This window comes from Syntrophaceticus schinkii (assembly GCF_000946815.1).
Taxonomy (GTDB): domain Bacteria; phylum Bacillota; class DSM-12270; order Thermacetogeniales; family Thermacetogeniaceae; genus Syntrophaceticus; species Syntrophaceticus schinkii.
The window spans coordinates 1-14,216 of sequence record NZ_CDRZ01000016.1; the positions used below are offsets into that span (position 1 = coordinate 1).

The window sequence follows — 14,216 nt, forward strand, 5'->3', positions numbered from 1 at the left end:
CAGTTTAAGGAGTTTCGAGTAAGATTCATTTCAGTGTTTTTAGGGAAGGGGGACTTGGCGGGCGTGCCATAGGGGTTCCCCTTCTCGCTATTTATCCTTCCGTGATGATTGTCATGTCAATAAATAATCCATATGTCAATCAGTATGCATCATTTACGTCATAAAAAGCAAGAAAAAAATCCTCTCCCCCCGTCATTGGGAGTGAGAGGCGACATTATCCATCCATTTAAAAAATTCTACCTGTGTTGGTTTATTGGTTGGATCGAGCTTGGGTAAATACCCATAACCATATTCATTTTCAGCGGCGGCATTATCACCAAACCAGGCTTTAAGCAAGGCCACCATTGGTTTGTACTGCGCAGAACCATGTTTTACCGCAAAATCTTGCAGTGTTACTTCTGCGTTGGTGGGATAAGGTAAATAACCCGGCAGGTTGGCAATCAGGTTGGCCATATCGGTAGAACCCTGAACATTGGGCTCTCCACGCAGTGCCTGAATACCGGCACCGGCCTTTCCTATATTGCCTAACAGCAGCTGAATAACCGCATAAGCACGGATTCCTTGCACACCTGTGGTATGCTGGGTCATTCCTAAAGCATAAAGAATGTTACCAGGTCTGTTGTTACAGAAAGTATCCGCTACTTCCTTGATTTTTTCAGCTGGAATCCCAGATATTTTTGCCGCAGTCTCAAAGGTGTATCTGGAATAGTGCTCTTTGAGTTTTGAAAACACGGTATTCGGCTCATCCAGGCTGGCAGCTTTTACCGGTTTGTTCTCCGCATCCAGTTCATAAGCCCAGCTGGCTGTTGCATATTTCTTTTTCTCGGCATCAAAACCAGAAAATAACCCATCTTCAAATTTGTAGTCCTTATTGATCTTGAAAAGTGCGTTGGTGAAATTGAGAACAAAATACTCATCATAGAGCTTCTTCTCAATGATGTAATTTATTATGGCCCCTAAATAAGCGATATCAGTGCCAGGACGTATTTGTGCGAAGATGTCAGCTTTGGAAGCTGTACGCGTAAAGCGAGGATCGACAACAATAATCTTTGCGCCATACTTCTCCCTTGCGCGGTTTATCCATCTCATGGCAATGGGATGGTTTTCGGCACAGTTGCTTCCAGCAATAAGAAAACACTTGGAATTCTGCATATCCGCCCATGAATTGGTCATTGCACCACGGCCAAATGAAGGTGACAAACTAGCCACCGTGGGCGCGTGTCAGATACGGGCCTGGTGTTCGTGATATGGAGTTCCGATCAAACGGCTGAATTTAGTAAGCAGATAGGACTCTTCATTATCGATCTCAGCAGAGCCTATAACTGCAATTCCTTCTGCGCGGTTTGCCGGAACCTTTCGTTTTTCTCCTGTTTTTGTGGTTATCTCGTCAGTGCTGGTCCAGGTAGCATCCCGTACCTCCTTTGTTTTCTTGGCAATACGATCAATGGCCTCCTCCCAGGAAATCTCCTCCCAGTGATCAGAACCGGGAGCACGACGCATCGGTTTCTTTGGACGTTCCGGAGAATAGGCCACCTGTTCCAGGCTAGCCGCCTTTGGACAAAGTGTCCCTTCATTGGTTGGGTTATCCGGATCCCCTTCAAGGTGGATCAATTTTCCTCCCTTAACATGCAGGAGTAAACCACATCCACCTGAACAAAAGTGACAGATACTGGGTATTTTTTTGCATCCTTCGAGTTTCAATGCATACCCTTGGGCTTCCGCTGCTGAAAGGTCAAACCCTAAGCCAGTCGCCAATGCAGCAATGGAAAGGCCTGATAGCTTAAGGAAGCCCCGTCGAGTTACATTCATCCCTAATCCATCCTCCCCTCCTGAGTGTTTCAACACACTCTTTGATATTAGTTATTATTATTCTATACAGGTGTAAAAAATCCTGCAAATATGTTATTATTATTTAGTGTATGTGCAACAAATCTTGTAATTTTTCAACCTCCCCTTTTCGACAATTTTAGATGTATATCCAAGAAAAACAGGGTCAGAAACCGCAGGTTGGGTGTTGCTAATAATCGCCTTCCGCTGTTTTTCCAACGTCGACTTCAATCTCTGTTTTCATTTATTGCTGTTTTGCCATAAAAACGGCATGGATAGAATAATGCTTTGCCAAAACCCTGAAAGATCATCATTACTCAAAGAGATTAAAGCCGTAAAACTTTGGTCTTTTTTTTTGTGGAAACATTCAAGCCAGTCTACTATACCAATAATATGTTTGTTTTTACTGGAAGGCATTGCCGTACCTGATGTATAAATAACTTAAATAAAACCGGTGTTCTGATCAATTCGATCAACAGAATCACCAGGAGAAATCCATACTGTATGGTATATAATAACAGCAAAGATAGTAGTTGCCAGTGGCGCAAGGACTTTCGGTTTAAGCCTGGATTCAGGTATCTCAAAAAGGGTTAAATAGAATATTAAAGAGGAGAGGAATAAATTGGCTGTACAAAGGGGTTTAGAGGAAGCTATTGCTATTTGCTGTGATCATATTCAAGCACTTGACAGCGAGTACCTGCATATCAATGATGCCTTCATGAGGGTGGCCGCGGAGGATATAGCAAGCCCCATTAATGTACCCAATTTTGACCGCTCTTCAATTGACGGCTATGCAATCAGTGAGGGTGATCTGGGAAAACTGAGAACAGGCGAACCGCTGACACTAAAGGTAATAGCTACCATCCAAGCGGGTTCCATAGAAAGCAAACAGATCAGGGCCGGGGAAACACATAGAATAATGACAGGCGCCTTGCTTCCTGAAGGCTGTGCTGCTGTTATCAAGCAGGAAGACGTCCGAATTTCCGGAAACCTGATTGTTGCCTGCGGCAGTCTGAAGCAGGGTGAAAACATCCAAAGGGCAGGCCACGAATTGACAGCAGGAGAGAGGGTAGCACCTAAAGGGCTGGTTCTAAATGCAGAAATCTTGGAAAGGATAGCTGCCTGTGGGATCGAAAATATTTTGGTTCACCAAATCCCCCGTATATATGTTATTAACACCGGAAGTGAATTGCTTTTACCCGGTTCACCTATCAAAACAGGACAGATATATAACAGCAACCGGAGCCTACTGTCAGCTAAAGTAGCAGGCAGCGGTGCCATACCGGTCTTAGCGGATTCTATAATTAAGGATGATTTACAGCAAATTGTAAATGAAATTGAAAAGGCGACACCTGTTTCTGATATGATCATCATCAGCGGAGGAACCGGTAATGGGGTATACGACCTGGTTTATAACGCCTTTGAGTATCTAAATGCCAGTCCTCTTTTCAAAGGAATAGATATTACGCCCGGCAAGGGAACATCTGCGGCGCTTTTTAATGGCAAACTCTTATACAATTTATCAGGCAATCCCCATGCCGCAGGGATATTATTCGAAGTTTTAATTAAGCCGGCACTGCTAAAATTAAAAGGGGATCTATTTTCTGCCAGGGAATGGTTTGATATACAACTGGACAGTCCGATAAAAAAGATTAAGCCTTATCGCAGACTGTGCCAGGGGGAAATGCTCATTGAACAGGGCAGTGTTTATGCCCAACCTGTCAGCGGAAATAATAATCCCATCAAAAACATCTCTTTAATATTGGACATTCGAGCCGGGCAGGGAGCAAAAGGGGATATGGTAAGAGCTATAATCCTCAACTAGCCATTAGATTATCATCTGTTTTTCTAATCCTCAATGTACTTGTGGAAAACTATTATGGCCTGGCGCACTCCCCACCCCGCCCTTGCAGGGTTTCCAGGGCATGGGGAATAGCCGGCAAAACAGCTTCCAGATTCTCCTTTACAGCCCGTGGACTGCCAGGCAGATTGATAATCAAAGCCCTGCCACGGCTGCCGGCCACAGACCTGGAGAGCATGGCATGGGGTGTTTTTTCCAAACCCTTGAGCCGCATTGCCTCAGCGATCCCGGGAATAAGCCGCTCCACCACATCCAGGGTTGCCTCAGGTGTCACATCCCTCGGCCCTAGGCCGGTGCCCCCGGTTGTCAAAACCAGGTCAAGTTGCTCCTGGTCAGTGTACTGCACAATCTTTTCCGCTAGAACTTCTCTTACATCAGGCACCACATCATAGGCAACCACCTCACCGCCAACCCCTGCAACCAGCTCCCTGATCACCTGGGCGCTGCGGTCCTGACGCTCACCTCGTGAAGCTTTGTCGCTTGCTGTAAGTATAGCAACTCTGATCATAATCACCTCCTCAAACTCCAGCCGCGGGGACGGTCTCCCTGGCAGGTCCCCTTCCGGCAGGTCTTGACTTTAGTTAGCTGGCCTTTTGTCACCTGTAATCCGGCTACAGCTTCCCCAAAAGCTCCCGCAAGGGAGACACGTGCAAGGGGGGCTGTCCCCGGTATGCGCGTTAATCAGATTCTCCCGGGTGGCTGTCACCGACAACCTCAATAATATCTCCGGCCCTGACCTGCCCACCTTGAAGGATACGGATGAAGATCCCCTCTCTGGGCATCACACAGTCTCCGGCCTGGTAGTAAATAGCGCACCTGTTGTGACACTTTTTCCCGATCTGTGTCACTTCCCCCATGGCCTCCTCGCCAAGCCTCAGCTTGGTACCTATGGGCAATGAAACCAATTCAATCCCCTCAGTAGTCAGGTTTTCAGCGAAGTCACCAGGCCCCACATCGAGACCCTTGTCCTGCATTTTTTTGATGCTTTCCATGGCCAGAAGGCTCACCTGCCGGTGCCAATCCCCGGCATGGGCATCTCCTTCCAATCCATGATTTACCAGGAGCATCCCCTGGCCATTATTCTTTTTGCGCTCCCCTGTATTTTCACTGGTACAAACAGCTATGATTTTTCCCATTCTTGTTCACCCTCCCGGAAAAATGTCCCGCTTTTGCCGCCAGATTTTTCCACCAGGCGAATCTCTCCGATGACCATTGCCCGGTCAACAGCTTTGCACATATCATAGATGGTCAAGGCAGCTATATTGACTGCGGTCAGTGCCTCCATCTCCACACCGGTTTTCCCCTGGCAGCGCACCCGTGCCTCAATCTCCACAGCAGAGCCTTCATCATCATAGTGAAAATCGAGATCGATCCCTGTTAACAGGAGGGGGTGACACATGGGGATCAATTCAAAGGTTCTCTTTGCTCCCATAATTCCTGCCACCTGAGCAACAGCCAGAACATCCCCTTTTTTGATCCCCCCGCTTTTGATTAGCTGTAGGGTCTCCGGTGCCATGAAAACAGTGCCCCGCGCCCTGGCTTCCCTCTCTGTAACACCCTTGGCACCCACATCAACCATGCGGGCGCGGCCGCGGTCATCAAAATGTGTAAGGTCGTCCACCACTCAACCCCCTATCTGGCACATGCCCCGCCCGGCTTCAGGAGCACCTGTTGCTAGATGATGGTTTGCGGGTTTTAAGGCTACAGCTTTATGGAATAGCTGCTGCAGTTCTCGATCACCCGCACCGGATCTAAGGGCCTCCCTAATGTCAACTTCATGCTGGTCGTGAAGGCAGGGGCGAAGTTTCCCATCAGCTGTAAGGCGCAGACGGTTGCAGTCAGCGCAAAAGTGATTGCTCATGGCATGGATAAACCCAATGGATCCCTTTGAGTTTGGCAGGGTGTAATACTCAGCAGGTCCGCAGCCCCGCACCCCACTTTTAGCAGGATTTAGTTCACCCAACTCCTGTTCAATCACACTCACAATCTCTTCACAGGAAACAAAAGAATCCCCGGCCATGGTCCAACTTGTACCTATAGGCATCAATTCAATAAACCTCACATGGAGGGGATAATCAAGGGTCAGGCGGGCAAAATCCGCCCATTCGCGGTCATTGAAATTACGCAGGGCAACAATATTAAGCTTAACGGGAGCAAATCCGATCTCCAGCACCTTCTCTATGCCATCCCATACCTGCTTTAAGTTGCCACCCCTGGTAATCCGGTTAAATTTTTCGCTGTCCAGGGTATCCAGGCTGATGTTGAGCCTTTTTACCCCGGCATCCCAGAGCTGCTCGCCCATCTCCAGCAGAAGTGTTCCATTGGTGGTCACCGCTATGTCCTCAACCCCTGGTAAAAGCGCTAAGGACCTGATAAAAGGGATGACCCCCTTTCTGAGTAAGGGCTCTCCACCGGTCAGCCGAAATTTATTGATTCCTAACTGTATGGCCACCTCCGCTACCCTCAGGATCTCTTCCATGCGCAGGATCTCATCCCGTGTCCTGCTGGTGACACCCTGGGGGGGCATGCAGTAAAGACAGCGCAAGTTACAGCGGTCGGTTATAGACATCCTCAGATAATCAATCCGGCGCCTAAAGCGATCCTCCATTAGCCTACCCCTTTCCCTCCTGGTTTGCTCTTTTTTATATTAAAAACAGCCAAGCGCACAGCCGTATAGTTTGATGTTTAATTCATTGCAGGCCTCCCCAACAACCTTAGGCTCTACACCCAGGGAGGTCGCTATCTCCATGGCTGCCGGGCATATCTCTTCTCCTCCTTCTCAGTTTCCACGCAATTAAAAAAATAGTGCCAACCTGAATTGCCTGCACTATTTTTTACGTGAGCAACTCCTTTCCAAGGTTGGGAGGTATCCGGGTTTCCCCTCTACCCTACAGCATTAATGCATGCGTTTAGCCCCCATAGCTGATGCTTTAGAAGAGCTAAATCGGAGTTATTCATATTTCTTTGCTTTACATTATTAATTATACATGAAAATCTTACTTTTTTGTCGTAATGCAAATAGTACATTATAAAACTTCATTTAAGCTGCCCCTCCGGTACCCCATCAGATCAAGGGCTACATAGGAAAAGCCCAGCTTCCTGATGTTTTCAGAAATCTCTTGATGGTGCTCCAGGATAATTGGAAAGGCATCAACAGCTGTCTCAATTCTGGCTACACCACGGTGCCAGCGCACCCTCACCTGGCCGTTGAGCAAAGAGTTCAAATAGGCTTCTGCTTCCTCGATCATCTTCAGCTTACCCACAGTAATTTCTTCACCATAGGGAATCCTGCTCGCCAGACAGGCGGCCTCAGGTTTGGTCCAGGTAGGAAGTCCCGCTGTGCGTGAGTATTGGCGAATTTCCTCTTTTGTTATTCCCGCCTCCAGGAGGGGGCTGTGCACCCCTAGATCCATCGATGCCCTCATTCCAGGTCTGTGGTCACTTTGATCATCCTTATTGGCGCCATCCAAAACAGCCTGATAGCCCTCTTCCCTGGCAAGCTGGCAAAGCAGCCCGAAAAGATGCTTCTTGCAGTGATAGCAGCGCTCCGGCGAATTACCCCTTACCCCGGGAAGCTTAAGCGGGTCAGCGGTGATGATCGTGTGATTGGCCCCCAGGAGATGTGCAATCTCCTGGGCGTTCCGCAGCTCCCGCCGCGGGATCAGTACGGTGTCCAATGTTACCGCTAGAGCCCTTTCCCGCAATTCCTCAACTGCAGTCATCAGGAGAAAGGTGCTGTCCACACCACCGGAAAACGCGATAATAACACTGTTATAGTTTCTGATCCTTTTCCTCAATGCCTCAATCTTTTTTGCGGGATGCTCGGTCACCTTTTCTATCTCCTCACATTGGATGATATATAAACATTCTATAAAACATCCCTTGAATCCTTCGCAGGTGACAGGGGTATCTTTAACAACATTACGGAAATAGGTTTTGGTAACGACCATACCCGGTGCCCGGGCACCGTTAACTTATTAAAGTGCGGATCTGGAGATGCACTGGGGACAGTTCCCGGCGCATTTCTGGGGACGGTTCCCGGCGCATTTTAAAGTGCAGATCTATAGATTTCAGCGATTTCCTCCACAGTAGCATCCCTTGGGTTTGTGATCAAGCAGACATCCTCTGCTGCAGCCTTGCTGAGTTCCATGATGTACTCCTCCTGCAAGCCAATTTCCGAGAGACTCCTTTTGGCACCTATATCCAGGCACAGGCCTTCTACAGCCTCAACCGCCTTTTCCGCGGCATCCCGTTTGCTGAGTCCTTCGACATTCTCTCCCATGGCTCTGGCGATGTCAGCATAACGATCCATACAGGCAATCAGATTAAAGCGCATCACATGAGGCAGCAAAATGGAGTTAACCTCCCCGTGGGGAAGGTTAAGAAGCCCTCCCAGTGGGTGTGCCATGGCATGAACAGCGCCCAGGATGGCATTGGACATGGCAACTCCCGCCAGCAGGCTGGCCATAGCCATATTTGTTTTGGCCTCAATATTAGTACGGGAGGCTACAGAGGCCCTCAAGGATGTTGTGATCATTTTGATGGCTCTTAGGGCATTGATATCTGTGATCGGTGTGGATGCAACTGAGACATACGCCTCAATGGCATGTGTTAAGGCATCGATCCCTGTATTTGCTGTTAATCTGGCATCTTTGGTGCTCAACAAAATGGGGTCAATGATGGCAATATCCGGCACCAGAGATTTTGAGCCGATGGTCATTTTAACCTTTCTTTGGGTGTCAACAATAATAACAAACTGTGTAACCTCTGCTGCCGCTCCCGCCGTTGTGGCCACACAGATCAGTGGGGGGAGGGGCTTATCGATCTTGTCCACCCCTTCGTAATCGTGGATCTTGCCTCCATTGGTGGCTAGAATAGCGACTGCTTTGGCTGCATCAATAGCACTTCCACCGCCTACTCCCACAACAGCATCACAGCCGGCTTCCAGGTACAGCTCCTTGCCGTGATCAACTTCGTAATCCTTGGGATTTTCAGTGGGTTCTGACCACACACAGTACTCCAGGCCGACATCTTTCAAATGCCTGACAGCCTCGTCAACCCAACCGGAATCCACAACCCCTTGATCACTGACGAGAAGCACCCTTGTCGCTCCCAAGCGAAGCGCACTCTCTCCGATTAGACTTAATGTGCCCCTGCCAAAAATAATTTCTGGAACCATAAACTTAAATATATCCATATATTTACCCCCTGTTGTGTTATAAACGAGCTCCTTTCCAAAATAATTTTCTTTAAAAATAAGAAATACCCTCTTTTTTCGACAGTATTTTTTGCCACAAAAAAACTGCCGGCCAGAATAAAGATCCGGTCGGCAGTTGTAACTCATATGATCAGCTTATGCCAAGGGAGCCATACTGTCTTCAAATATTGCCCTGACTACCTTTTCCGTAGCCTTGATCGGTGCAATTCCCAGCAAGCCGTCAAGAGAGGGTGTGTTAAATGCCAGGTGTACCAGTTTATCAACATCCTGATCAGTGTATCCCATATCCTGTAGTTTTTCGGTGACACCTGCATTGAACAGCCACTGCTCTACACCTACTGCACACTCTTCTGCTTCACCCGGTACTCCCTGTAAACCTGGAACGATGGCTCATAGATTGCTGCCAATATTTCCGGAACAGCGGGGTATGTATATTTGATTACAGCCGGGAGCAGCATAGCTAAACCGAGACCATGAGGCAGATCCGGTTTTACTGCGCTCAGTGGATGCTCCATGGCGTGAGTGAAGTGCAGAAGGCCGTTATCAAAGTCAATCCCTGCAATCATGGACGCGTAGAGCAGGTAGTACCTTGCTGTCAGGTCATCTGGATGGGCAACAGCCTGAGGCATGTAGCGAGCAACCAGTCTAACAGCTTCCTTGGCCATCATCACCACATAGGGGCTGGTGACGAGAGAGGTGCAGGCCTCATTGACATGATTTACGGCGTCAATTGATGTATAGCGTGTCTGGTTCGCCGGTAGTTTAGTCATCACTGCGGGATCATCTATAGCAAAAACCGGATAGATGCAGTCCACTGCCAGGGCAGGTTTATATTCTTTCTCCGGGATACTGGCAACTGCAAATCTGTCTACCTCTGTACCTGTGCCATGAGTGGTATTGATTGCTATAATAGGAACAGCTTTTTCGGCATTGAATTTGAAGGTATAAAGGTCACGAGCATTGTACTGGGCATTGTCCGCATGCAGGAGAACAGCAGCACTCTTACAGGTATCAATGGGGCTGCCACCGCCGATTCCGAATACCGCCTGGGCGCCAAGGTCTTTACCCATCTTGACCGCAGTGTCGATTCCATCAACGGTCGGGTTCGGGACAACCTCATCAAACATAACCCAAGCAATCCCACGCTTCTTCAAGGCTGGCTCCAAAACATCCCAGACACCTGTTACCTTGTAAACCGTCTTGTCCGTACAGATGAGCACCTTATCGATATCGTTCTTCTTCAGCCAATCGCAGATATCGTTGACCTTCTGGAGTGCTCCCACTCCGAAATAGCATAGTGTCCGTGTACGGATCTCTACTACCTGGTTAATATTCATTTTTGTTTCCCACATAAGTTTCCTGTTGACCTCCTTAGTTTGTTTTTAATATGATTACCGACTTAAAACTTTTCAATTCTCTCTACCATAGCAACCCCAAAACCACCCCCACCTTAGTCTGATAACGATTGCTGTATTCTGTAATAGTGCAAAATACGTGCCAGCCGCTTCTTTCCCCTGAACGCACAAAAAGGCTTGAATACCGATAAATTAAATATGCACCTGCCGTAGATACGACAGGTGCATACGCATTCGCGTTAGATTCAACAAAATCCCGTTATCAGCTCTAGTCTACATGAAGGCAGACTTTAGCCATCTCCGCCGCAATTTTTTTCCTCCTGCAGTTCGAACACATATTATCACTTGAACTGAGGAGTTCTGTCTGCTCTTTAACATGTTCGCTTACCGGTTGTGTGCAATAGTATTTTCCGCACTCTTCACAGCGGGACATCTCAAAGGACCTGTGCCAGATCTCCCGATACCCGTCCTCTTCCTTCACCGGTATTGCCCCGGTGGGGCAGATATCGGCACAGGCACTGCATCCCATACATTCCTCGGACCCCTCGTCAAAGGGTGTTGCCACTTTTTTCTCCGTTCCCCGCAAGGCTGAAGAAAGAGCGTTGGCTCCTACCTTTTCACAGGCCTTAACACAGAGCAGGCACATAATACAGCTCTCTTCGGGATCAAGCGGTTCGATCCTATCGCAGTTGTACTCTTGAAACAGTTTTTTCATTAGATCACTGTTCGGTGCCCTCCTGTAAAGGAGTGTGACGAGATTACGCCTGATTTCCTGGACAGCCGGAGTATTTGTCCTGACCTCCATCTCTTCGGTGATCTGATAGGTGCAGGATGCTACCAGGCGCGTTTTGCCATCAACTTCGATCTCTACCATACAAAACCGGCAGACCCCCTGGCCGCCGAATGCCTCACTGTAGCAGAGGGTGGGAATGTCTATCCCAGCCCTTCTGGCTGCCTCCAGTATGGTTTCTCCGCAAGTAACCTCTGTTTCGATGCCATCGATCCTGATTTTCACTATTCCCACCCCCTTATTTAACCTTTATAGCCTGGAATTTGCAGTTGTTAATACATTCTCCACACTTAATGCATTTAGATATATCGATCTGATGTGCCTTTTTCGTCTCCCCGGTGATGGCATCAGCCGGGCAGTTCCTGCGGCAGCGGCCGCAACCATTGCACAGTTCCGGGTCAATATAAAACTCGGTCAGTTCCTTGCACACCCCGGCCGGGCAGCGGTGGTTATTGATGTGCTCCAGATATTCATCACGGAAATAGTACAGTGTGGAAAGCACCGGATTTGGGGCTGTTCTCCCCAGAGCACACAGAGCGGCCTGTTGAATCGTCTTGCTCATGGACTCCAGGAGATCCAGATCCTCCGGTTTCCCCTTCCCTTCACAGATGCGTGTCAGAATATCCAGCAGCAAGCTAACCCCTTCCCGACAGGGCACACATTTACCACAGGATTCACCCGCCAGGAAATTTACATAGTAGTGTGCCACTTCGACTATACAGGTGCGGTCATCCATGACAATCAAACCGCCTGACCCCATCATCGATCCAGCCTGGGTGAGGGTATCAAAATCCACAGGCAGGTCGAGAAGCCTCTCCGGGATGCAGCCCCCGGAAGGCCCACCGGTCTGTACAGCCTTAAACCGGCGCCCCTTTTGGATCCCACCGCCGATTTCAAAAATAATCTCGCGCAGTGTGGTTCCCATAGGCACTTCCACAAGGCCTGTGTTGACAACCTTCCCTACCAGGGAGAATACCTTGGTTCCTTTACTGCCCTCAGTACCTATTGAAGCAAACTTTTCAGAACCTGCATTAATAATCACAGGTACATTCGCCCAGGTTTCCACATTATTGATCACTGTAGGCTGGTCCCAAAGCCCCTTTTCAGTAGGAAAAATATATTTATCCCAGGGCTCACCGACATTGCCCTGAATTGAGTTGATCAGGGCTGTTTCCTCACCGCAGACAAAAGCCCCGCCACCACGGACAATCTCGATGTCAAAAGAAAGACCGGCTCCCAGGATGTTTTTTCCAAGGTATCCGCACTCACGGGCACTTTGAATAGCCAGAATCAGGTTATTGACCGCCAGGCCGTACTCATCACGCACATAGATATACCCCATGGATGCTCCAATGGCATAGGCACAGATAATTAGCCCTTCCAGCACAGTGTGAGGATCTCCCTCCAGGATGCTGCGGTCCATAAATGCCCCGGGGTCACCCTCATCCCCGTTGCAGATAACATATCTCGGCTGTTTGTCTGTGGATGCACAGGCTTTCCACTTGAGACCCGTTGGGAAACCACCGCCGCCCCGACCACGCAGACCGGCTTTCAACACCTCTTCAATAACTTCTTCCGGGGTCATGGTTTTGATGGCTTTTTCCAGGGCCTGATAGCCGCCCCGCTCCAGGTAATCCTTGACCTCAGCAGGATCGATTTCCCCGATGTTGCGCAGGGCTACCTTATGCTGCTTTTTGTAGAAATTGGTGTCACGGTGTGACCTATAGTACTGTTTTGTAGTCGGGTCACGATACATCAGGCGCTTGATCAGTTCCCCTTTGATCAGTGTCTCCTCTACTATCTCATAAACATCCTCTGCCTGGACATGGCAATAAGTAATATCATCAGGCATGATCTTAACCAGGGGGCCCTTTTCACATAAGCCGTTACAACCTGTTGCTTTGGCAAAGGTCTTTACCTGATACCTATCATTCCCTTCCAGGGCACGACAAAGTTCCTCATAAACCGCCCCACTGCCATTGGCCAAACACCCTGTACCACAGCAGACCAGTATCATTCTTTCTTCCGGGTTGTTCGCTTGATGTATGATCATTGATCTGCCCCCCGATACTTGTTGATGACCTCTCTGAGTGCAGTTGGAGTAATTTTTGCGTAAACCTTTTCATTGGCTACAAGAACAGGTGCTAAAGCGCATGCCCCCAGACAATTTACGGTCTCCAGTGAAAACTCGCCGTCAGGGGTGGTCTCCCCAGGCTTGATCCCCAGTGTTTTATAAATTTCATTGATCATTACATTAGAACCTTTGATGTGACAGGCAGTTCCATCACAAACCTTGAGAATTACCCTGCCCTTGGGAACAAGGCTGAAGGCCTTGTAAAAGGTAGCCATACTGAAGACAGCGGATAAAGGTGTTTTGACATGCACCGCTGTCATCTTCAAAGCCTCCTTGGGTAGGTAGTTAAAATGCTTTTGCAGATCCTGCATGATTGCCAGGGTATATCTTCGTTCAGGAGGGTAGCTGCCAACTATTCTCTCAATGGCCTGCCTGTCAGCCACCTGCTGACTGTTTACCGCCATATCCATACCTTCCTCTCCTTGATACTTGTCCCTGTATAGTTACACTATCTATTAATAAATTCGTTTTTTCACCACATTATCCTTTCAATAATTTAAAAAGAAATTTAAAAAGAGGCGGAACCAATGGATCCACCCCTCCTGCTGCTCAACCAGCTGAGAGCCACGGATGACAAATATCCCCAGACATCTGCCACTTTAAATGCCGTTTTCGCGGCACAATCTTCCGGTTTTTCGGAAGCCAAACAATTTTTTGTAACCTTCAAATTGATTATTTCTTTTCTTTATAAAGGTACCGAAGTACCCTTGGTGTGGTCTTTAACCACTTTGCGGCCTGGGGATAGCGCCCACCTGAAGCATCCAGGCTCTTTTCAATAAGTTTTCTGGTGGATTCATTGGACACCTCTTTGATAGAATCCAGATAACCAGGAAGGTCAAACCCTGCTTTGATATCCACCTGGTCAATAAAATTATCAAGCTGGCTGCAACCTCATCCCAGCCACTTTTGTTCCGGGGGAGCAGATGCGGAAAGGGCTGGTTGGTCTGCCAGCACTATTTCCAATTCCATTTTTTAAATGCCCCTTTATTTTGTTCCGTAACTTCGGTAATTTTAGATGGCAGGTGTTCCAT

The 14,216-nt window shown here is 48.3% G+C and carries 12 protein-coding genes, 2 pseudogenes and 1 riboswitch; of the genes and pseudogenes, 1 reads left to right on the plus strand and 13 read right to left on the minus strand.

Going from position 1 to position 14,216, the window contains the following annotated elements; all coding sequences use genetic code 11:
- Positions 1–216: 216 nt before the first annotated feature.
- Both SSCH_RS20655 and SSCH_RS17965 read right to left on the minus strand, forming a co-directional pair.
- Positions 217–1,809, minus strand: a pseudogene (locus SSCH_RS20655) (molybdopterin-dependent oxidoreductase); the annotation flags it as partial.
- Positions 1,810–2,067: 258 nt separating this feature from the next.
- Positions 2,068–2,244, minus strand: a complete 177-nt coding sequence (locus SSCH_RS17965; RefSeq protein ID WP_156972021.1) for a hypothetical protein — start codon at positions 2,242–2,244, stop codon at positions 2,068–2,070.
- Between the two features lie 205 nt (positions 2,245–2,449).
- Here SSCH_RS17965 and SSCH_RS01410 point away from each other — a divergent pair, with 205 nt between their 5' ends.
- Positions 2,450–3,652, plus strand: coding sequence for a molybdopterin molybdotransferase MoeA (locus SSCH_RS01410; protein ID WP_044663912.1), 1,203 nt, complete (start codon positions 2,450–2,452; stop codon positions 3,650–3,652).
- A 52-nt stretch (positions 3,653–3,704) separates the two neighbouring features.
- Here SSCH_RS01410 and SSCH_RS01415 read toward each other — a convergent pair whose 3' ends face one another.
- The 11 genes and pseudogenes from SSCH_RS01415 to SSCH_RS01465 form a co-directional block, all read right to left on the minus strand.
- Entirely contained in the window at positions 3,705–4,196 is a 492-nt protein-coding gene (locus tag SSCH_RS01415) for a MogA/MoaB family molybdenum cofactor biosynthesis protein (RefSeq protein ID WP_044663913.1), read from the minus strand.
- 169 nt (positions 4,197–4,365) lie between these two features.
- Positions 4,366–4,824: an MOSC domain-containing protein gene (locus SSCH_RS01420; RefSeq protein WP_044663914.1), complete on the minus strand. Its 459-nt coding sequence runs from the start codon at positions 4,822–4,824 to the stop codon at positions 4,366–4,368.
- Positions 4,809–5,309: a cyclic pyranopterin monophosphate synthase MoaC gene (gene moaC, locus SSCH_RS01425; RefSeq protein ID WP_084710836.1), complete on the minus strand. Its 501-nt coding sequence runs from the start codon at positions 5,307–5,309 to the stop codon at positions 4,809–4,811. Before moaC ends, SSCH_RS01420 begins: the two co-directional genes overlap by 16 nt.
- 3 nt (positions 5,310–5,312) lie before the next feature.
- Positions 5,313–6,296 (minus strand): GTP 3',8-cyclase MoaA, encoded by a 984-nt coding sequence (moaA, locus tag SSCH_RS01430; protein WP_044663915.1) that lies wholly within the window; start codon positions 6,294–6,296, stop codon positions 5,313–5,315.
- A 222-nt stretch (positions 6,297–6,518) separates the two neighbouring features.
- Positions 6,519–6,650: riboswitch (molybdenum cofactor riboswitch) on the minus strand.
- A 64-nt stretch (positions 6,651–6,714) separates the two neighbouring features.
- On the minus strand, positions 6,715–7,518 hold the full coding sequence (gene larE, locus SSCH_RS01435) for an ATP-dependent sacrificial sulfur transferase LarE (protein WP_052835181.1): 804 nt from the start codon (positions 7,516–7,518) through the stop codon (positions 6,715–6,717).
- Positions 7,519–7,736: 218 nt separating this feature from the next.
- Complete coding sequence (locus SSCH_RS01440; protein ID WP_044663921.1) at positions 7,737–8,885, minus strand: iron-containing alcohol dehydrogenase; 1,149 nt, start codon at positions 8,883–8,885, stop codon at positions 7,737–7,739.
- A 156-nt stretch (positions 8,886–9,041) separates the two neighbouring features.
- Positions 9,042–10,258: pseudogene (locus SSCH_RS01445) on the minus strand (iron-containing alcohol dehydrogenase).
- A gap of 271 nt (positions 10,259–10,529) precedes the next feature.
- Positions 10,530–11,276 (minus strand): 2Fe-2S iron-sulfur cluster-binding protein, encoded by a 747-nt coding sequence (locus tag SSCH_RS01450; RefSeq protein WP_052835180.1) that lies wholly within the window; start codon positions 11,274–11,276, stop codon positions 10,530–10,532.
- A 13-nt stretch (positions 11,277–11,289) separates the two neighbouring features.
- Positions 11,290–13,104, minus strand: a complete 1,815-nt coding sequence (locus SSCH_RS01455; RefSeq protein WP_044663916.1) for an NADH-ubiquinone oxidoreductase-F iron-sulfur binding region domain-containing protein — start codon at positions 13,102–13,104, stop codon at positions 11,290–11,292.
- Entirely contained in the window at positions 13,101–13,595 is a 495-nt protein-coding gene (locus tag SSCH_RS01460) for an NADH-quinone oxidoreductase subunit NuoE family protein (RefSeq protein ID WP_232294143.1), read from the minus strand. Before SSCH_RS01460 ends, SSCH_RS01455 begins: the two co-directional genes overlap by 4 nt.
- A gap of 262 nt (positions 13,596–13,857) precedes the next feature.
- A complete protein-coding gene (locus SSCH_RS01465; RefSeq protein WP_044663917.1) occupies positions 13,858–14,043 on the minus strand; it encodes a hypothetical protein in 186 nt (61 codons plus the stop codon).
- Between the last annotated feature and the right edge of the window lie 173 nt (positions 14,044–14,216).

Coding starts and splice junctions, on each gene's coding strand:
- SSCH_RS17965 (WP_156972021.1), bottom strand. CDS start 2,244: ATGCCTTCCAGTAAAAACAAACATATTATTGGTATAGTAGACTGGCTT.
- SSCH_RS01415 (WP_044663913.1), bottom strand. CDS start 4,196: ATGATCAGAGTTGCTATACTTACAGCAAGCGACAAAGCTTCACGAGGT.
- SSCH_RS01420 (WP_044663914.1), bottom strand. CDS start 4,824: ATGGGAAAAATCATAGCTGTTTGTACCAGTGAAAATACAGGGGAGCGC.
- moaA (WP_044663915.1), bottom strand. CDS start 6,296: ATGGAGGATCGCTTTAGGCGCCGGATTGATTATCTGAGGATGTCTATA.
- SSCH_RS01440 (WP_044663921.1), bottom strand. CDS start 8,885: ATGGATATATTTAAGTTTATGGTTCCAGAAATTATTTTTGGCAGGGGC.
- SSCH_RS01455 (WP_044663916.1), bottom strand. CDS start 13,104: ATGATCATACATCAAGCGAACAACCCGGAAGAAAGAATGATACTGGTC.
- SSCH_RS01460 (WP_232294143.1), bottom strand. CDS start 13,595: ATGGATATGGCGGTAAACAGTCAGCAGGTGGCTGACAGGCAGGCCATT.